This window comes from Myxococcus vastator, assembly GCF_010894475.1.
GTDB classification, from domain to species: domain Bacteria; phylum Myxococcota; class Myxococcia; order Myxococcales; family Myxococcaceae; genus Myxococcus; species Myxococcus vastator.
This window is the reverse complement of sequence record NZ_JAAIYB010000124.1, coordinates 1-18,830: the sequence shown is the minus strand read 5'-3', so window position 1 is coordinate 18,830 and position 18,830 is coordinate 1. Positions and strand designations below refer to the sequence as shown.

Below are 18,830 nucleotides of genomic sequence, written 5' to 3'. Positions count from 1 at the left end.
CCCCCGCGCTGACGGCCACGCCCGCCAGGAGGATGCGCGCCGTCTCCGTGCGGCCACCGCCCCCACCCAGCCGATGCGCGAGCAGCGTGGCGCCCAGCGCGCCCACGAAGGCCGCGCCCGGCACCGCGAGCATCCGCAGCGAGCCCAGGTGCGCGCTGAGGGCCACGTCCAGGACGATGGCCGTCACCGCCCCCAGCGCCGCGCCGCTGGAGGTGCCCAGCAGGCCGGGCTCCACCAGCGGGTTGCGGAACAACGCCTGCAGCGCGGCACCCGAGGTGGCCAGCACCGCGCCCACCATGATGCCGAGCGCCACGCGCGGCAGGCGGATGGTCAGCAGCACCGCCTGCGGCACGGACTCCAGCCTGTGGCCGAGGTCCAGGCCCACCCGCTCCAGCAGACTGCCCGCCAGCGCCAGCAGCGGCACCGGCACCGCGCCCACGGCGAGCGACAGGAGCACCACGCCCAGCAGCAGCGCCGTGAGCAGCAGCCACGGACGCGGGGCTGCTGGCTGGAGGGGCTCCTCGGCGCGGTAGGTGGCGGAGACGGGCGCAATCCCCGACGCACTCATTTGCTGCCCCGCGCCGGGGCCGCGTACCCATCCTGCAAGCGGCTCACGGCCTTGCCCAGGTGGGGCCCCAGCCCCATGAAGTGGACGTCGTCCACGGTGATGAGGCGCCAGCCGCGCACCTGTGACAGGCCGGGCGTGCGCGACAGGCCTGCCTCACCGCCCACCGGCTCCAGGGAGCTGGCCGGCATGAGGATGAAGTCCGGCGCCGCTTCGACCACCGCTTCCGGCGTCAGCGGCTTGTGGCCCGCATAGCCGGCGATGGCATTCACGCCGCCCGACAGCGTGACGAGCTCGCCCGCCGCCGTCCCGGCGCCCGCCACCATGAGGACGTTGGCCCCGCGCGCGTACAGCGCGAGGACCTTCGGCGGCTTCGCGTCCTTGCGCGCCGCCGTGCGCTCCTGTGCCTTGCGCAGGTCCGCGTCCAACTGCTTGACCAGGGCCTCCCCCTGCTCGGCCTTGCCCAGGCGCCGCGCGAGCGTCCGGATGCGCTCGCGCGTGGCGTCGACGGTGTGCTTGTTCGGCAGCACCACCACGTCCACGCCCACGGCCTTGAGCTGCTCGAGCACGCCCGGGGGCCCCGCCTCCTCGGACGCCAGGAGCTGCGACGTCCCCAGCGCGACGATGGCCTCGGACGACAGCGCCCGCTGGTAGCCCACCTTCGGCGACTTCCGGGCGACCTCCAACGCCAGGCTCGTGTCGTCCACGCCCACCACCTGCCCGCCCGCGCCCAGCGCGAAGACGGTTTCAGTGATTGCGGGGCCGATGGTGACCAGCTTCGCCGCGTGGACCGGGGCCTTGGCCGCCGCCTGGGACTTCGCGGGCGCCGGCGCCGCCGCGTGCGCGAGCGAGGCCACCGCCATGAAGAGCCACGACAGTCCGGACGCGCGGCTCATCGCGCCACCTCGCTCGCGGGCAGCGCCTGGGCCAGCGCCTCGGCCAGCGCCCGCCACTCGGGCGACTCGGGCTGCCCCGGCTTCCGCTTGCCGAAGATGAGCGCGATGTTGTCCCCCGCCTCGTTGAACAGCTCCACCGACGTGACGACGCCGTCCCGCGTGGGCTTGCGCACGACCCACGCCGAGTGGACGTGGTCCGCGCGGACGTGGAGGTTAAAGCCCGCGTCCAGCACGTTCATCCACGGGCCCATCGGCTTCACGTTCTTCACCGGGCCGGTGTGAATCTGGATGCAGCCCGGGTTGCCCACGAAAATCATGATGGGCAGCTCCGCTTCGGCCGCCTTCTCCAGCACCCACGTCAGCGAGGACGGCGCCACCGGGGTGGTCAGCTCCGGCGCAGCCAGGCGGAGCGCCTGGGTGCGCGCCACGCTGAAGCGGTTGAGCAGCATGAAGAACTCATGCGTGTCCTGGAGCGCGCGCCAGCCGGAGCGCAGGCCCTCCGCGTCAATCTCACTGTCGGGCTTGGGCGCCGCCGCGGGCGGGGCCGGGACGATGCTGAGCACCGGCGACTGGTCCGCGTGGGTGAACTCCTTCACCAGGGCGTCGAACGTCTCCTCGCGCCCGGCCTCCTCCACGTAGATTTTGTGGACGGCCGTGCCCGACGCGTCGAAGAACTGGAGGCTGCGGCGGATGCCATCGCCGTGCGGCTCGCGGAGGGCGAAGCCGAAGCTCCAGCGCGAGAAGAACAAGCGCAGGTCGATCTCCTCGTCCAGCACCAGCCCCTGCTTGCCGTGCAGCTCGATGTTGCGCCAGGTGCCGCGCTTCTCGTGCACGGCGTGCGCGTTGCGCGTGAGCGACATCACCCGCCCCAGCGACTCGAAACGGGGCAGGAGCGCGTCCAGCCGGAGGTCCAGCCGGACGACGCTCTCGCCCAGTCCCGTGGCGAGCAACTGCGCTTCACTCACCCCCAGCTGCTCGGCGGCGTCGCGGATGCGAGTGCGGGGCTGCTCCTCACGGAGGGTCTGCCAGCGCTGGCGCAGACGGGAGGACTCGGAGACGACATCAGCGTTCGCGGTCTGATTCATGTTGGATACCTGGAAGCGGGAGGAAGCTCAGTACACGGACGGCTGCGTCACGGCGCTGCCGCTGGAGGCGGGGCCAGGCACCTTCGACCAGCGGAACGACAGCATCCCCGGCGTGCCCGCGTCGTCGTAGTAGGACTGCATGGCGACCTTGAAGTAGGCACCCGCGTCGGAGCGGACGACGTACACATTGCGACGCGCCGTGAGGGCGTGCGTCGTCATGTCATAGGCGTACCAGCCGTCGCCCTGCTGGAAGGCGCTGTCCGGGTCCTCGCCCCGGTCCGGGCCGTCCTCGGCATCCGCGACGTAGCCCTCCGCCGGCGCTTGCGTCACCGCCGCGAAGTCCGTCTCGGGGAGCACCGCCACCGCCACGTTGCCGGTGCCACTCACGCCGCCCCGGGTGCGGACGTTGAAGCGGTTGAAGGCCAGGTCCCAGACAGTGTCCTCGGAGGAGCTCACCTGCGCGCCCTGGTCCAGGTCCAGGCCAATCCAGTCCGCGCTGCTCGTCGCGTTCACGGTGGTGGTGTACGAGCCGTCATCGTTGGCCACGTGCTTCACGTGGGAGCCATCCGTCGGCTCGTTCTCGTCCGGATTCCCTGGCTCCTGCGGGCCGGGGTCCTCCGTCTCGTCGGGCGGCAGCTCGAGGTCATCGCCGCACGCGGACAGGGAACCGGCCAGCAGCAGGGCGGCGGCGGCGCGGCCCAGGAAGGAGGAACGGTGAGAGAAGCGGGACATGAGGACTCCTTGAGTGAGTGAGAGGTGGAAGGAAGCGTCAGAGCCGAGCGGAGATGCCGGCCTGGACGGCGCGAGGAGGAATGGGGAGGTCGGTGGGGTTGCCCGCGTTCGCGAGGTTGGTGCCCAGCACGAAGAACTGGAGCTCCTCGCGCATGCGCCAGCCCAGCCGGGCATCCACGGTGACGTAGGTCTTCGCGTCGTACGGGTTGGCGACACCGTCACCGTCCGTGTCCGGGTAGAAGGGGCGCGGCCCCACGAGCGCGCCGCGCACCCAGGCCTCCAGGCCCGATGTCCGGTGACGCCAGGTGGCCTGCGCGGTGAGGCGATGACGCGCCTGCCCCTCCAGCGCCAGCCCCGTCTCCTCAGAACGGCCGTCGGTGAGCGTGTAGCCCAGCTCCGCGGAGACGCGGCCCGGCAGCTGCTGGCGCACGCCCAGCTCACCGCCGCGCACACGCGCCCGCGCGATATTCACATAGGTGAAGAGCTGCTGCGGACCGACCAGCTCCGTGGAGACGCCAATCATGTCCCGCAGGTTGTGCTGGAAGGCGCTCACCCACAGGAGCGAGGACGCCGCGGGCTTCACCTCCACCGACAGGTTGAAGCTGCGCGAGCGCTCCGCGCGCAGGTCCGGATTGCCGTGCACCCGGTAGCCCACGCTGGGGTTTTCGAAGTCGAGCAGCAGCTCCTGGAAGCCCGGCGCCCGGAACGCCCAGCCGTAGCTGCCGCGCAGCGTGAGCCAGGACGCCGGGTCCATGCGCGCCGCCAACCGAGGCGTCACCGCCGTGCCGAACTGCGTGTCCGTGTCCACGCGCGCGCCCGGCACCAGCGTCAGCTTCCAGCGCGGCGCCAGGGTCCAGTTGTCCTGCACGTAGAAGGACGCGCGGGCGCGCTGGCCGGCGCCGTCCTCGCCCAGCCGGTCCGCCCGCAGCCACTCCCCGAGCAGCTCCGCGCCCGCCACGAAGGCGTGGGCGGCTCCCACCTTCGCGTCCAGCTGCGCGCCCAGCCGGCCCTGCTGCTCGCGCGTGTCCTCGATGGTGTCCAGCGCGTTGGAGCGGCGCTGGTCTCTCAGGTAGCGCCGGTTGAACCACGCATAGGCGCCATCCACGCGCAGCGAGGCGTTGTTGGACAGCGTCCACCGGGGAGACAGGCGCACGGAGAGCGAGTCATCCCGGCTGGCCCGGTCGAAGGTGGCGCCCGTCACGCCCACGTCCACGCCGCGCTGCACCCGCCGCGCATAGGTGGCGTTGGCCTGCAGCGCCGTGCCCTCGCTGACGCGCCAATCGCCGCCCGCGGACGCGTCGATGCCGTCCAGGCTGCTGCCCGTGGTGCCGATGCTCGTCGGGTCCAGGAGGTACGCGTCCCGCCGCGCCAGCCCGCCGCTCAGGCGCAGGCCCCAGTCCTCCCCCTTCGCCTCGCCGGTGGCGTCCAGCTCCAGCCGCTGCATGGAGCCGTAGGAGGCGCGCAGCTCGGCGCCCAGCGGACGGCGGGCACGGCGGGTGATGAGGTTCACCACGCCCGCCACCGCGTCGCTGCCGTAGAGGACCGACGAGGGGCCCTTCACGATTTCCACCTGTTCGATGTCCTCGGTGGACAGGCGGGACAGGTCCACGCTCCCGGCCACCCGGCCGGCCACGCGCTCGCCATCCACCAGCACCAGGACGTACTCGGGCGACAGGCCCTGCAGCTGCACCGTGGCGCCCGCGAACGTCTGGACCACCTGGAGCCCTGGATGCGCGGCGAGCAACTCCGACGCGTCCCGCGCCCCGCTGGCCAGGATGTCCGAGCGGGTGATGACCTCCGTGGCCACCGCCGAATCCTCCAGCCGCTCCGGTGAGCGCGACGCCGTCACCACCGTGCGCGCTTCCGGCAGCGCCTCCTCGTCGGACGCGGGCGGGGGCCACGCATCGGCCTGGGCCACCTGCGCATCGGACGGCGCCTCCGCGGTGGAAGCCTCGCTGGAAGCCACCTCGGCGGCTGGCGCCTCACTGCCACCGCCCCACGCCATCCACGGCATGGCACAGGCCACGAAGAGCAAACACCCACGCCACGCCATGCCGCGTCCTCCGGCGCAAGGCCGGGGGCCTTTCGCGCAAAGGCCCTGTAGGGCGCTGGGCTCAAGGGCCTCGGGCCTCAGGAAAAGACCTGCCTGCACCGGGCCTGCGCGGCCCGGGAACGACGCACACGTCAGCGGCCGGAGCCGCTCACTCGCGCACCACCACCACCCTCCGGCGGCGTCCGCTCCAGGGGCACCACCCGCGTCCGGTGACAGCGGCGGCACTTGAGCTCCACGCCCTCCGGCACCAACCGCGCCAGCAGGCTGCCGCACATGCAGCGCAGCTCCTCCGCCCCGCCCTCACCGTGGCAACCGTCGCGCATCACCGCTCCTGGCTCGAAACGGCGGCGACGATATTGATACTGATTTTCAAAGTCAAACGGTTGACGGAAAAACCGTCCCCGGGAGAATCAGGGTGTGCGGGAGCGCGCCGCTCAGTGAACCTTGGAGCGCGTGGAGGTGTCGCGCGCCAGACGCACCTTGGGCGTCACCATGCGGGCGACACCAAAATAGAGCTGCTCCTCGGAGTAGATCTTCCGCACGCGGCGGGGGCCGCCGGGGTGGTAGGCGGGGCCGGGCCGCTCCAGCCGCTGGAGGATGCGCACCTCGCCGGAGTGGGCCATGGCGGCCAGCAGCTCCGGGGGGCACAGCTTGAGGTAGCGGCGCACCAGCGGCTTGAGCTTGCGGGAGAAGTTGCGCCCCAGCACGGCATGGCGCCGGCCGGCGTGCAGCGTCCCGTCGAAGCGGCGCGACAGGTGGAAGAGCTCGTGAATCACCGTCTCCACGCGGGCCTGCGCGGTGGAGCCCCGGAAGAAGAGCGGGCGGAGGGTGACGCAGTACAGCATCCGCTTGCCCCGGATGCGGATGATGGGCTTGCGGCGTCCGGTGCGGTCCGTGCTCTTCCCGCCCCGGAAGCACAGGGGCTTCACGGTCCCCCGGGAGGCGCGGCGGGCCTCACCGGCCACCACGAGGATGCGGCCCGCCTTCACATGCCCGAACTCCGGCATCTTCGCCGCGATGTCCTGGATGAGGGAGCGGAGCGTCTTGTTGAAGTTGGGGCGGCGTCGGGCCACGGCTGGTGGACAGTCTAGCGGAAAAGCCCTTGAGAGGACTCCTGGGGGGGGCCACATTGTCTAGCGTCATGCGCTTGCGCTCGCCCATGTTCCGACTGGCCGTGGTGCTGTCCCTCTGTGCGGGGTGTCTCCCGGGCCGAGGGCGTGGGCCCCGCCGCGCCGGGCTGCGCGGACGTGAAGCCGGGCACCCGGGTGGACTCGGTGCAGGCGGCGCGAGCGCAGCAGGCGGCGCAGGTGTTGGACCGGGTGGGGCAGGCGCAGAAGCGGTTGGACCACATCCTCCAGCTGGCGCAGTCCGGCCGCAGCTTCACGCCCGCGGAGTTGCTCGCGTTGCAGGCCCATGTCTACCGGGCGAGCCAGGAGCTCGACCTCGCCGGCAAGGTCGTCGAGAAGGCGACCGGCGGCGTCAAGCAGGTCCTCCAGACCCAGGTTTGAGGAGCACCCGATGCATTCGCTTTTCCGTCGCGCTGTCTTCGTCCTCCTGCTCGTGAGCGTCACGGCCTGCCGCGAGCGCATCCAGCATGGCCTGGATGAGCGGCAGGCCAACGAGCTTCAATCCGTGCTCGTCGAGCGAGGGCTCGACGCGCGCAAGGTCCCCGAGGCGGGCAAGAAGCCCGCGTGGTCCATCGAGGTGGCGGATGAGCACGCCTCGGACGCGGTCCGCATCCTGTCGGAGCTCGGGTTGCCCAGGCCTAAGGAGGAGGTGGGGTGTGACGTCTTCGGCGGAGGCGGGCTGGTGCGCACGCCGTTGGAGGAGAGCGTCTGCCGCGTGAGGGTGATGGAGCGGAGCTTGGAGAAGACGCTCCAGTCGGTGGAAGGGGTGCTGCTGGCGCGCGTCCACCTGGTGGTGCCCGCGCCGCCGAGGGTGGGACAGGCCCCGGGTCCATCCAAGGCGTCGGCCCTGCTTCGCGTGGCGCCGGGCAATGCGGCACGGGTGCGGCAATCCTCCGAGACGTTGAAGGTCCTCCTCTCGGGGGGGGTGGAGGGCCTGTCGCCGGACGCCGTCTCGCTGTTGGTGGACGAGGTCTCCACCCGGGTCGAGGCTCCGACGGGGGTGGGCGTGTCGCCGCTGACCCGACTGCGAGCCCTCCTGGCGGTGCTGGGCCTCATGGTGACGGGCCTGTCGGTGGCGCTGGTGCTGGTGACGCTCCGGATGCGGCACTACCGCGACCGGACGCCGACTCCATCCGCGCCGCCTGGGCCCGCGCGGCCCGTGTTGTCACCGGGACCGGCGCGGAAGGTGGCGTGAGCGGCCCATGGAGCGCGAACGCATGGAGGTGACACGCGTGGGGCGCAAGCCCCGGCCCGGCCGGAGCTCCGCGTCCGTCAGGGCGGCTGCGCCGACCGACGAGGTGCCCCACCTCGTGGGCCCCTTGCCGATTCCACTCGAGCGCCTCGCGCTCGTCGCGTGGGTGTTGGGGCGGGAGCGGGCGGGCGCACTGCTGGGCGAGCTGGGCGAGGACTCCGCGGTGCGTGCGCGGGAGCACCTCCAGCGGCTGTCCGCGCTGCCCTCCGCGCAGCGACAGGCGAAGGTGGCGGTGGAGTTCGGAGAGCGAGCGGATGCCGCTGCCCGGCTGAGGCGCCTCATGAGTGACGCGCCTCCCCTGCTTCGCCGGGAAATCTTCCGGCGCCTGCCGCCGTACCACCGGACCTTGTTTCCCGATGCGAGTCTGGCGCCGCAGGCGTCAGAGGCGCCTCCCGCGCTGGGGGGGCTGGCCGAGCGCCTGATTCGCGAGGCCACGCGCTGAGGCTGTCCGCGGCGCCGTCCCGGTCCGCGTACCCGGCGTCCCGCGCGCGGATGCCATGCCCTCCCAACCCCGCGACTCCACGAGCCTGGCCCCTGGTGGGGGGCCTGCACAGGTGGAGTGCGTCCCGATGCAGCAGTGGAGCCATGGATGAAGACCCGTATCGAACACGCCTCCAGCCGGAAGGTCCGCCCCCTGCGCCGCTTGGGAAGGCGCCGGCTGACCCGGGCGCACCTCGTGCTCGCGGAGCGGCCCCAGGCCGCGAGCCTCGGGCGGAGTGCGCTGGAGGCGGTGACGACAGCCCTGACGCGGGAGCTCGGCTGTCCGGTGCACGCGGAGGCCCGCCTTCTGGAGTCCGTCGTCTCGCCGTCGGCCGGGCTGGCCGAGCCCGCGGTCTTCGCGCTGCTGGAGCTGTCGGCGGTGGGGGGGACGGCGGTGTTGGAGCTGGAGCCCGCGCTCGCCTTCATGGGGCTGGAGCGCATCGCTGGCGCGGGGCAGCGGCCCGGCGTGGTGATGGAGTTGGCCCGGTTGGAGGAGGCGACGCTGGCCTATCTCCTGCTGGTCGCGCTCTCCGCGGTGAGGGAGGCGGGCGGGGCATCTTCGTGGCTGGGGCCGCGGCTCGCGGGCGTGACGATGTCCAGGTCGGACGTGGTGGCGCGCCTGGACCCGCGCGAGCCGCTGGTGGGCATCGAGCTGATGGTGACGGTGGGCGAGTCGCGCGCGGGCGCGCGCCTGCTGCTGCCGTCACAGGTGGTCCAGACGGTGTTCCAGGCGCTTCCGGTGGAGCGTGCGTCGGGCATCGCGGCAGAGGTGCTGGCCGCCTCGCTGGAGGCCCGGTGTCTCGTAGGCCAGACGCCGCTGGCCGCGAACGCGGTGGACGCGCTCGTGGAGGGGGACGTCGTCGTCTTCGAAGGCGTACGCAAGCAGTCCGGCCAGCTCTTCGGGCCGGGCCGGCTGGTGACGCGCGGATTCGCGCTCTCGGGAGACTTCCTCGCCGAGGGCTTTTCACTGACCCGCGCGCAGGGGCGCGGGATTCCCCAGGAGTCGGACATGGTGGCCGTGAACAAGCAGGAGGAGGGCATGCCTCCGCTGCCCGTGGATGTGGAAATCGAGCTGACGCGGGTGATGATTCCCCTGTCGGAGCTCGCGGCGCTCAAGCCGGGCGCGCTGCTTCCCCTGCACATCAACGCCAGTGAGCCGGTGGTGCTGCGCGTGGGAGACCGCGCGGTGGCCCGCGCCGAGTTGGTGGAAATCGAGGGCGAGGTCGGCGCCCGCGTCCTGGCGCTGCTGCCGTGAGTCCCGTCATGCAGGCACAGCGTTTCGTCCATTCGCCGCGCTCGCGCTTGTTGTTGGCGGGGGCATTGGTGCTCGGGCTGGCGGTGCTGGGCCCGGTGGCTGGGGTCTCCACCACGGTGGCCGCGCGGTGGCTGCTGGGCGCCGTGGCGCTGGCCGTGCTGGGGTGGTGGTTGCACCGGCGGGGCGGTGTCGTCACGGGCGCAGCCACAGCGCCACGGCTGACTGTCGTGTCGCGAGCGGGGCTGTCGCAGCGGTGTGGTGTGGCGCTCGTGGAGGTGGATGGGCGCGGCTACCTGGTGGCCTTTGGTGACGCGTTCGCGGAGATTCGCGAGACGGCATCACCGGCGCCGGAGTTCGGCCGTGTCCTGGCGCAGGCCCGGCGGCCCATGCCCACGCCTCGCATGATTCGGGGCAGGCGGGAGGGGCCATGAGCCACGGCTTGCTGGGAGCGCTCCTGCTGGTTCCCGCCGTGGCCGCCGCGGCGGAGAGCTCACTGGCGCGGATGTCGTACGCGGGCAGTCCCCTGTCGATGATGGGCATGCTCGCGGTGATGTCACTGCTGCCGTTCGCGGTGCTGATGCTGACGAGCTTCTCGAAGATTGCCGTCGTGTTGTCGCTGGCCCGCTCGGCCATGGGCACGCAGCAGGCGCCGCCCACCATCGTGCTGACGGGCCTGGCGGCGGTGCTCACCGGGCACATCATGGCGCCGGTGATGGAGCGCATGTACGACGCGGGGCAGGTGGCCTACGCCGAGGTTGCGTCGGGCTCCGGCGCGGAGATGCTCTCCGCGGCGAGCCGGGTGTCGGAGCCGCTGCGCGCCTTCCTCGTCAAACACGGGAGCGCTGAGGAGCGAGCGCGCTTCGTGGACCTGGCGCGCGAGCTGCGGCCGTTGGAGGAGATGGACGCGGTGCGGGAGACGGACCTCTTCGTCGTCATTCCGGCCTTCGTCATCACCGAGCTGAAGGAAGCCTTTCAGATTGGCTTCCTCGTCTTCCTCCCGTTCCTCGTGCTGGACATGGTGATTGCCAACGTGCTGCTCGCGTTGGGCATGCAGACGCTGTCACCCAGTCAGGTGAGCCTGCCCTTCAAGATTCTCCTCTTCGTCGCCGTGGATGGCTGGTCGCTGCTCGCGCGGGGCCTCATCCTCGGCTACCGGTGACGCCATGACCCAGGACGTCTTCCTCACCCTGGGACGTGAGGCCCTGCTGTTGATGGTGATGGCGTCGCTGCCGCCGATTGGCGCGAGCCTGGTGGTGGGGTTCTTGTCGAGCCTCTTCCAGGCCACCACCCAGCTTCAGGAGTCCACGCTGTCGGTGGTGCCCAAGCTGTGCGCGGCGGTCCTGGCGCTGGTCCTCGCCGGGCCCTGGATTGCCGGGCAGCTCACGCGGTTCACCCACCAACTCCTGATGCTCATCTCCGAGGTCGCGGCATGAACCTGGAGCCGCTTCGCGCGTGGCTCGAGTCGCTGGGGCCGGACATCGTCGTGGTGGCGCTGTGCGCCGCGCGGCTGCTGCCCATGACGTTCCTGTGTCCGCTGCTGGGCGGGCAGGCCACGCCGACGATGGTCCGACTGGCCTTGGTGCTGTCCCTGTCGCTCTTCCTCCGGGTGGAGGCGGGCGTGGCACTCGATGCGCCCGTGACGTCCTCGGTGGTCCTGGGAGGCCTGGTGATTCGCGAGCTGCTCTACGGCACGTCCGTGGGGCTGGTCGCGGCACTCCCGTTCGATGCCGCGCGCATGGGGGGCCGCTTCATCGACCTGCTTCGTGGCACCTCCGCCGAGGCGAGCCTGCCCCTGGCGGGGAGTCGTGAGTCCGCGGCAGGGGAGGGGCTCTACCATCTGCTGGTGGCGCTGGTCGTCTCCGGCGGCATGTGGCCGCTCGTCATCTCCAGCGTGCTGCGTGGGTTCGGCGTGGTGACGCTCGGCGCCTTCGTTCCCACCGAGGCGGCCACGCTGCAGGTCGTCCTGCTGGCGGGCGCGGCCATGGCCACGGGGCTGGCGGTGGGGGCGCCCATCGCGGCGGCGGTGCTGACCGTGGACTGCTTCCTGGGCATGGCCTCGCGAGCGGCGCCCCAGGTGAATCTGCAGGAGGTGGGGGCGCCGCTGAAGATTCTGGGCGGGGGCGCCTTGTTGTGGCTGGGGACGGGCGTGCTGTGTGAGCGGCTGCTGGCGGGCGTGCTGTCCGTGGAAGGCGCGCTGTCGCTGCTGGGTGAGGTGGCGCGGTGAGCGGGGAGAAGACGGAGAAGCCCAGCGCGAAGCGCCTCCGCGAAGCACGGCGCAAGGGACAGCTTCCCCGCAGCCGTTTGCTGAACGCCAGCGCGGTGACGGCGGGTGGCTTGTTCGGGCTCACGGCGGCCGCTCCGGTGGGCATGGCGAGGCTCCAGGCCTGGACCGAGCACCTCTTCCTGGGACAGCAGGCCCTTGGGGCGTGGCAGGAAGGCCTCTGGATTGCCGCGCGCTTCTGTGGCCCGGTGCTGGGAGGCGCGTTCGCCGCTGCGTTGCTCGTGTCCGTGGCCACGGTGGGCCTGGATGCCGACCTCCAGCATGTCGAGCCGAAGCTGGAGCGCATCAGCCTCGTGGCGGGCATGCAGCGGCTCTTCAGCTGGCGCCCCTGGGTGGAGCTGGCGAAGACGCTTCTGATTGTCTGCCTGGTGGGGGCGCTCGTCTGGAGCGATGCGGAGGGGGCCGCCCCGGACGCGATGAAGACCGCGTGGCTGGGCGATACGGAAGGCCTTCGCCTGGTGGTCGCGCACGTGTCCGGGCTCGCGAGCCAGCTGGCCTGTCTGATGGTGGTGCTGGGCGTGGGGGACTACGCGCTGGCCTGGCGGCGCCACCTCAAGGACCTGATGATGACTCGCGAGGAGCTGAAGCGCGAGTACAAGGAGAGCGAGGGCGACCCGAGGCACAAGGGCCAGCGGAAGGCCCTGCATCGTCAGCTCGCGCAGGGTGGTGCGGCACGCGGGGTGCAAAAGGCAACCACCGTGGTCGTCAACCCCACGCACATCGCGGTCGCGCTCCGCTACGACGTCGACGAATGTGAGGCGCCCTACCTCGTGGCGAAGGCCCGGGAAGGGGATGCGCTCGCCCTGCGGGAGCAGGCACGCCGGCTCGGCATTCCGGTGGTGCGGGACATTCCCCTGGCACGCAGCCTCATCCACTACGACGTGGGCGAGCCCATTCCTGAGGAGCTGTACCAGGCGGCGGCGGTCGTCCTGCGCACGGCGATGGACGCGCGGGAGTTGGACGGCCATCCACGGAGACAGACGTCATGAACCCCCTCATGAAGGTATTGCTGAAGGCCCGAAGCTCCTCGGACGTGGTGCTGGCGGTCGCCATGGCCGCAATCCTGGGCGCGCTCATCATCCCCTTGCCCGCGTGGCTTCTGGACGCGGGGCTCGCCGTCAATCTGGCGGCGGCGGTGGCCCTGCTGGTGTCCGCGCTGCGTGCTCGGGACGCGTTGCAGGTGACGTCGTTCCCCACGCTGTTGCTGTTCACCACGCTGTTCCGGCTGGCGCTCAACGTGTCCTCCACACGGCTCGCGCTCGCGGAGGGGCACGCGGGAGACGTCATCGAGGCCTTCGGTGAGTTCGTCGTCCGAGGCGACTACGTGGTGGGCACGGTGGTGTTCGCCATCCTCACGCTGGTGCAGTTGCTGGTCGTCACCAAGGGCGCGGAGCGTGTGGCGGAGGTGTCCGCGAGGTTCACGCTGGACGCGATGCCCGGCAAGCAGATGTCCATCGACGCGGACCTGCGCGCGGGCGCCATCGACCAGACGCAAGCCCGGCGCCGGCGGCGTGACCTGGAGCGCGAGTCACAGATGTTCGGCGCCATGGACGGCGCGATGAAGTTCGTGAAGGGGGACGTGATTGCGGGCCTGGTCATCGTCGCGGTGAACCTGCTCGGAGGAACCGTCATTGGGGTGCTGCAGGGCGGCATGCCCCTGGCCGAGGCGGCGTCGACCTTCGCGCTCATCGCGATTGGTGATGGGCTGGTGTCCCAGGTTCCCTCGCTGTGCATCGCCGTGGCCGCGGGCCTCGTCGTCACCCGGGTCGCCTCGGAGAAGGAGGACGACACGCTGGGAGCGGAGATTGGCGCCCAGTTCTTCGGAGAGGCGCGGACGCTCTGGGTGGTGGCGGGCCTGTGCGTCGCGCTGGCCCTCATGCCGGGAATGCCGCACGTGACGTTCCTGCTGCTGGCGGGAGGCCTGGGCGGGCTGGGCCACGTGCTGAGCCGGCCGGGTGTCTCGAAGGTCGAAGAGAAGGCCGGCGCGCCCGCGGAAGGCGTGGTGCCTGGCGCGGCGGGAGCGCCGCCGGAGAGTGCCTCGTCGCCCGTGGGGGTTTCCCCGCTCACGCTGGACCTGGCGCTGGACCTGACGGTGCTGGCGGAAGCGGAGGGCTCCGCCTTCGTCCACAAGACGTTGAACGGCGTGCGGGACGAGCTGTTCTTCGAGCTGGGGGTTCGGGTGCCAGGCCTCCGGGTGCGCACGCAGGCCGCCTACCTGGGCCCGGGTGAGTACCGCGTCCTGGTGGATGAAGTCCCGGCGGGCGGAGGGCAGGTGCTGCCCGAGGCGCTCTACGCGCTGGCGCCTCCGGACGAGCTGGCATTCCTTCAGGTGAGCGCGGAGGCCGCGACGGAGCCCTCGAGTGGGAAGGTCATCAGCCGCATTCCAGAGTCGGCTCGAGTCCTCCTGGAGACGGCGCAAGTGCCGCTGCGGCGTCCGGGGGAGCTGGTCGCGGACCACGTGCGCGCCATCCTGCGGGTCCGCGCCGCGGACCTGCTGGGGCTGCAGGACGTCCAGGGACTGCTGGAGGGGTTGGAGACGCAGGCGCCCGTGCTCGTGAAGGAGGCGCTGCAGAAGGTGCCGCTGCCGCTGCTCACGGACGTGCTGCGCAAGCTGCTCCAAGAGGGCGTCAGCATCCGGGACTTGCGAGCCATTCTGGAGGCGCTGGTGTCGCCGACGACGGAAGGGGATGCCGTCGCGCTCGCGGAGCGCTGCCGGCAGGCGCTGCGGCGTTACCTCAGCCATAAGTTCGCGCCCACCGGGCCGCTGTACGCGTACCTCGTGGACCCGGAGGTGGAAGAGGTGCTGCGCGGCATGGGCCCGCGAGGGCTGGCGCCCGACCCGGAGCAGGTGGCGGAAATCCTCGAAGGCGTGCGTCAGGTGGCCACCGAGGGACGGGCCGTGCTGCTCACCGCTCCGGATGTCCGGCGGCCCCTGCGCAGGCTGTGCGAGGGCGCATTCCCGGAGGTCGCGGTGCTCACCTATGGCGAGCTGGATGGAGCGCTGCAGATTCGCCCCATCGGCCGGCTGTCACCGGTGGCGGTGGGGCGCTGACGGAGGTGGGCCTAGAGCCCCGTTCCCGTGTTGCCCGGTCCCTTGCTTTCGGGCAGCGAGGGCAGCTCCGTCTGGGCCTGCTGGGGCGCCGGACGGTTGACGCGGTCGCGCAGCTCCTTGCCCGTGCGGAAGAGCAGGCCGCGCTTGGGCTTCACCGGGATGACCTGGCCCGTCTTCGGGTTGCGGCCCTGATAGCCCTGGTAGTTCTTCACGTGAAAGGCACCGAGCCCGCGAATCTCGATGTTCTCGCCGCGGCAGAGGGCATCCTTCATCGACTCGAAAATCGTCTCGACGGTGGCCTCAGCCTGCTTCTGCGTCACGCCCCTCTTGGCCACGAGGATGTTGATCAGATCGGACTTGAGCATCGGACGCTCCCGCAAACCCGGTGACCCCTTGGAAACAGGGCGCTCTGGCCCGTGGTCGAATCCTGAAAACATAACAGAACACTTCCTTCGTGCAAGCAGGGTGAGCTTCCAACCACCCAGAACCTCTACGGATTTCCCCCAGCGGCCACCCTGGGCGGTGGTGCGGGAGCAGGCTCGGCCAGTCCTGGGCGGAGCGGCACCACCAGGTCCAGCCATCGGGTGCGACGTAGCAGGTCGACACCGGCGCAGTCAGCTGCCTGGAAGAGGGGCTCCATCTGTTCGAAGCCGGGCGCCCGTGGCCCGCTCCAGCCCTCCGCGCCGCCGGTGAGCATCACACCGTGCACGGCAAGCGTGGTGTCCGCCAGCGTGAGGGCAGCCGGGTCCTTCGCGGGACGCAGGCCCCCTTTGCGGAGGCGCTCCAGCAGCTCGGCGGCCACCATGCGGTCGACGACCTCGTGGACCAGCGACTCGGGGACGCGCAGCCGCGTCGCCAGCTCACGGGGCGAGGGAGGCTGCAGTCCGTCCACCCAGGCCAGGGTGGCCTCCTGGGCGACGCGGGCGGCGACCAGCTCGTGCGCGCGCGGGTGGCTCCCAAAGGCGAAGAGGGAGTGCCGGAAGGCGGTGTGTTCCACGGCGTAGGAGAGCCGGGCGCCAAAGAGCACCAGCAGCCAGCTCACATAGACCCAGGCCAGGAACAACGGGAGCGCGCCGAGCGAGCCGTAGAGGGGGTTGTACTGGAAGCTGCGCTCCGCGAACGCGGCGTACACCTGCTTGGCGAACGTCCACCCCAGGCCGGCCACCAGTCCTCCGGCGAGCGCGGACCGGACGCGGACATGCGCATAGGGCGTCCAGTAGTAGAGCAGCGTGAGGCTCGTCACCGTGACGAACGTGGTGCCCAGCAGGATGAAGGCGCTGGCGTAGGGCGCGTGGCTCTGCAGGAAGACGCGGACCTTGCCCGTCCCGGAGAAGGACAGCGCGAGGAAGAAGGGCCCCACCAGCAGGAGGCCCGAGTAGATGAGCAGCCGGATGCGCCACGGCCGCTGCCGCCGGATGCCCCACAGCTCGTTGACGGCGCCGTCGAGCTGCCGCAGCAGCGAGCCGGCGGACAGCAGCACCGCCAGGAAGCCCACGCTGCCCAGTGCGACGGTGTGCGTGGGGTTCAGGAAGCGGTCGAGGAACTGGGAGGACTTGCCGCGGACCCCCGGGTTGAGCACCTCGCTGACGACGAAGCGCAGCTTCTCCTTGAACTCCTCCTGGTGGAAGGCAGTCAGCAGCACCAGCGCCACCGTCAGGAGGGGCACCAGGGAGAACATGCTGACGTAGGTCAGCGCGGCGGCCCGGAGCCGGAGGTTCTCCCCGCGGAAGCCCTGGGCCACCGTCTTCGCGGCCAGGAACGTGTCCGTCGCGAACAGCCCCACGGGCGTGTGCTGCACGGGCGCCCAGAGCCGGGTGGCCTGGGCGGACAGCCGCTCGCGGAGGTGACGGAGCCACGGCAGGGGCGTCAGCTTCACCAGTTCCCTCACGAGGCCCGGCCGCGCCATGCGCGGGCCTGACGGAGGCGGAGGGAACGTGGCCCCAGGCGGGGCGATACGTGCTCGGAGCGCGAGGACATCATCGGTGTGACAGGGCCGACCCGTGAGGCGGGAGCCGCCTTGGGGCATGGACGCTCACGCTAGCCAATCCACGGCCGCCAGGGCCAGCCCACCCCGGTTCGAGGTGGCTGGCCAGCGTACACAAGCCGACACGGTGCGGGGCTTCGTGTGCACCGGCCAGCGACTTCCGCAAGGCCCCGCCGCCGGCTCCCAGCCCCGTCCATGAATCCACAGGCAGGGCAGGGCGCCGACGACTGACACGGCGGAAGGAGAACTCAGGTCGTGCCGCCCGAAGGCTCCGAACCACCCCCCGAGGACGGAGGCGGCGTCGAGCCACCAGCGCTCTCGCCTCCACCGGACGCGTTCTGCGAGCCGCCGCGCTCGCCACGCCGCTCGCCACGCTCGGAGCGTTCACCCCGCTCACCCCGCTCGCCGCCGCGCTCGGAGCGTTCGCCACCGCGCTCGGAGCGCTCGCCGCCGCGCTCACCGCCCCGGTCCCTGCCACCGCCGCTACCACCACCACCGCCGCGGCGGCCCTGCTCCTGGCGGCCGTAGCCTCCGCCATTGCTGTCGGGCTTGCGCTGCTGCATGGCCAGCTCGCCATCACCCGAGCCGGGCGACGAGGCCACCTTGTGCTCCGGGCCGGAGGCCGAGCGTCCGTAGATGTCGTACTGCTCGCGGTGGTAGTTCTGCTGCGCCTTGACCTGGATGGACTTGTTGTACCGGTCCATCAGGTGCCGCAGCTCGTTGCGCTCCTCGCCCTGGAGCAGGCGCGCCACTTCCGCGTTGCAGTTGATGACCAGCGTGGAGTCCTTGTAGCCCGGCGCCTCGCGGCGAATCTCCCGGAAGATTTCGTAGGCCACGGTGGTGGCCGTCTTCACGAAGCCGTTGCCGTCGCAGTACGGGCAGTCCTCGTGGAGCATGCGGCCAATGGACTCGCGCACGCGCTTGCGCGTCATCTCCACGAGGCCCAGCTCGGAGATGCGCAGCACGTTCGTCTTGGCCTTGTCGCGACCCAGCGCTTCCTGCAGCGCCTTGAAGACCTTGTCGCGGTTCTGCGCCTTCTCCATGTCGATGAAGTCGCAGATGATGATGCCGCCGATGTTGCGCAGCCGGAGCTGGTAGACAATCTCCTTGGCCGCCTCGACGTTGATCTTGGTGATGGTCTCCTCGAGGCTCTTCTTGCCGACGTAGCGGCCCGAGTTGACGTCGATGGCGGTGAGCGCCTCGGCCTGGTCGATGATGAGGTAGCCGCCGCTCTTCAGCCACACCTTGCGCTGGGTGGCGCGCTGGAGCTCCTGCTCGATGCCGTACGCGTCGAAGACGGTGTCGTCGCCCTCGTGCAGCGCCACCCTGTCTCGCAGCGCCGGGTCCTGCGCGGTGACGAAGCCGAGGATGCGCTCGTACTCCTCGCGGTCATCGACGACGAGCTTCTCCACGTCGTGCGCGAAGAGGTCGCGCGTGGCGCGCAGGATGAGGTCCAGGTCGGGGTGCAGCAGGCCGGGGCCGCCGCGCTTCTCGTTCTTGCGCACCACCTGGTTCCACACCTCGATGAGGAACCGGATGTCGCTCTCGAGCTTCTCCTGCGGCACGTTCTCCGCGACGGTGCGGACGATGAAGCCCGTCCCGGGCGGGCGCAGGCGGTCCACGACTTCACGCAGGCGCCGGCGCTCCTTCTCGTTGGAGATGCGGCGGCTGATGCCCACGTGGTCCACCGTGGGCATGAACACCAGGTGACGGCCGGGGATGGAGATGTGCGAGGTGAGCCGCGCGCCCTTGGTGCCGATGGGGTCCTTGGAAATCTGGACGACGACCTCCTGGCCCACCTTCAGCAGGTCCTCAATCTTGTCGGTGCGGCGCGGCTTGACCTTCTCCTTGTCGTCGTCGCGCTTGTCGCCCCGGCGCTTCTCCTCCTGCGGCCGGCGGCCCTTTTCCTTCTCGCCGCGCTCCTTCTCCCGGCTCCGGGGCTCACGCGCCTCACGGGCCTCGCGCGGCGTGCGGCGCTCGCCGGAGACCTCGGAGGGCTTCGCCGCCTGGGCGCCCTCCGCGGCGGGCGAGGGGATGATGTCTCCCAGCGCGGCGGCCGAGGGGGGAG

At 71.2% G+C, this 18,830-nt stretch carries 20 protein-coding genes; 10 read left to right on the top strand and 10 right to left on the bottom strand.

Annotation, left to right across the window (positions count from 1 at the left end):
• The 7 genes from G4D87_RS14835 to G4D87_RS14805 form a co-directional block, all read right to left on the bottom strand.
• On the bottom strand, window positions 1–568 hold a 568-nt coding region (locus G4D87_RS14835; RefSeq protein WP_163782716.1), incomplete at its 3' end, for an iron chelate uptake ABC transporter family permease subunit.
• A complete protein-coding gene (locus G4D87_RS14830; RefSeq protein WP_163782715.1) occupies window positions 565–1,461 on the bottom strand; it encodes a heme/hemin ABC transporter substrate-binding protein in 897 nt (298 codons plus the stop codon). The genes G4D87_RS14830 and G4D87_RS14835, both read right to left, overlap by 4 nt.
• On the bottom strand, window positions 1,458–2,546 hold the full coding sequence (locus G4D87_RS14825) for a hemin-degrading factor (RefSeq protein ID WP_163782714.1): 1,089 nt from the start codon (window positions 2,544–2,546) through the stop codon (window positions 1,458–1,460). The genes G4D87_RS14830 and G4D87_RS14825 overlap by 4 nt, the downstream gene beginning before the upstream one ends.
• Window positions 2,547–2,573: 27 nt before the next feature.
• A complete protein-coding gene (locus tag G4D87_RS14820) occupies window positions 2,574–3,278 on the bottom strand; it encodes an HmuY family protein (RefSeq protein WP_163782713.1) in 705 nt (234 codons plus the stop codon).
• Window positions 3,279–3,315: 37 nt separating this feature from the next.
• Entirely contained in the window at window positions 3,316–5,331 is a 2,016-nt protein-coding gene (locus G4D87_RS14815; RefSeq protein WP_163782712.1) for a TonB-dependent receptor plug domain-containing protein, read from the bottom strand.
• A gap of 131 nt (window positions 5,332–5,462) precedes the next feature.
• Window positions 5,463–5,654 (bottom strand): hypothetical protein, encoded by a 192-nt coding sequence (locus G4D87_RS14810; protein ID WP_176409947.1) that lies wholly within the window; start codon window positions 5,652–5,654, stop codon window positions 5,463–5,465.
• 111 nt (window positions 5,655–5,765) lie between these two features.
• On the bottom strand, window positions 5,766–6,404 hold the full coding sequence (locus G4D87_RS14805; protein WP_163782710.1) for a hypothetical protein: 639 nt from the start codon (window positions 6,402–6,404) through the stop codon (window positions 5,766–5,768).
• 117 nt (window positions 6,405–6,521) lie between these two features.
• On the opposite strand from G4D87_RS14805, the gene G4D87_RS14800 reads away from it, so the two are divergent.
• From G4D87_RS14800 to G4D87_RS14755, 10 genes are all read left to right on the top strand, one after another.
• Window positions 6,522–6,839, top strand: a complete 318-nt coding sequence (locus G4D87_RS14800; protein WP_240358287.1) for an EscF/YscF/HrpA family type III secretion system needle major subunit — start codon at window positions 6,522–6,524, stop codon at window positions 6,837–6,839.
• A gap of 10 nt (window positions 6,840–6,849) precedes the next feature.
• A complete protein-coding gene (locus G4D87_RS14795) occupies window positions 6,850–7,653 on the top strand; it encodes a flagellar M-ring protein FliF (protein ID WP_163782709.1) in 804 nt (267 codons plus the stop codon).
• 7 nt (window positions 7,654–7,660) lie between these two features.
• Window positions 7,661–8,152 (top strand): hypothetical protein, encoded by a 492-nt coding sequence (locus G4D87_RS14790; RefSeq protein WP_163782708.1) that lies wholly within the window; start codon window positions 7,661–7,663, stop codon window positions 8,150–8,152.
• A 147-nt stretch (window positions 8,153–8,299) separates the two neighbouring features.
• Window positions 8,300–9,445 carry a type III secretion system cytoplasmic ring protein SctQ gene (sctQ, locus tag G4D87_RS14785; protein WP_176410382.1) on the top strand — a complete coding sequence of 382 codons (1,146 nt, stop codon included), beginning with the start codon at window positions 8,300–8,302 and terminating at the stop codon, window positions 9,443–9,445.
• 8 nt (window positions 9,446–9,453) lie between these two features.
• Window positions 9,454–9,876: a flagellar biosynthetic protein FliO gene (locus G4D87_RS14780; RefSeq protein ID WP_205507585.1), complete on the top strand. Its 423-nt coding sequence runs from the start codon at window positions 9,454–9,456 to the stop codon at window positions 9,874–9,876.
• Complete coding sequence (sctR, locus tag G4D87_RS14775; protein WP_163782706.1) at window positions 9,873–10,604, top strand: type III secretion system export apparatus subunit SctR; 732 nt, start codon at window positions 9,873–9,875, stop codon at window positions 10,602–10,604. The genes G4D87_RS14780 and sctR overlap by 4 nt, the downstream gene beginning before the upstream one ends.
• A 4-nt stretch (window positions 10,605–10,608) precedes the next feature.
• Window positions 10,609–10,878 (top strand): flagellar biosynthetic protein FliQ, encoded by a 270-nt coding sequence (locus G4D87_RS14770; RefSeq protein WP_011555600.1) that lies wholly within the window; start codon window positions 10,609–10,611, stop codon window positions 10,876–10,878.
• Window positions 10,875–11,669, top strand: a complete 795-nt coding sequence (locus tag G4D87_RS14765) for an EscT/YscT/HrcT family type III secretion system export apparatus protein (protein WP_163782705.1) — start codon at window positions 10,875–10,877, stop codon at window positions 11,667–11,669. Before G4D87_RS14770 ends, G4D87_RS14765 begins: the two co-directional genes overlap by 4 nt.
• Entirely contained in the window at window positions 11,666–12,715 is a 1,050-nt protein-coding gene (locus G4D87_RS14760) for an EscU/YscU/HrcU family type III secretion system export apparatus switch protein (RefSeq protein WP_163782704.1), read from the top strand. Before G4D87_RS14765 ends, G4D87_RS14760 begins: the two co-directional genes overlap by 4 nt.
• The gene (locus tag G4D87_RS14755; protein ID WP_163782703.1) at window positions 12,712–14,778 is read left to right on the top strand and encodes a flagellar biosynthesis protein FlhA; all 2,067 of its coding nucleotides are present in this window, start codon (window positions 12,712–12,714) and stop codon (window positions 14,776–14,778) included. Before G4D87_RS14760 ends, G4D87_RS14755 begins: the two co-directional genes overlap by 4 nt.
• Window positions 14,779–14,789: 11 nt before the next feature.
• Here the strand turns inward: G4D87_RS14755 and G4D87_RS14750 are convergent, their stop codons facing one another.
• From G4D87_RS14750 to G4D87_RS14740, 3 genes are all read right to left on the bottom strand, one after another.
• Window positions 14,790–15,143, bottom strand: coding sequence for an HU family DNA-binding protein (locus G4D87_RS14750; protein WP_163782702.1), 354 nt, complete (start codon window positions 15,141–15,143; stop codon window positions 14,790–14,792).
• Between the two features lie 125 nt (window positions 15,144–15,268).
• Complete coding sequence (locus tag G4D87_RS14745; RefSeq protein ID WP_240358286.1) at window positions 15,269–16,684, bottom strand: YhjD/YihY/BrkB family envelope integrity protein; 1,416 nt, start codon at window positions 16,682–16,684, stop codon at window positions 15,269–15,271.
• A gap of 326 nt (window positions 16,685–17,010) precedes the next feature.
• A partial coding sequence (locus G4D87_RS14740) for an Rne/Rng family ribonuclease (RefSeq protein ID WP_163782701.1) occupies window positions 17,011–18,830 on the bottom strand: 1,820 nt, incomplete at its 5' end.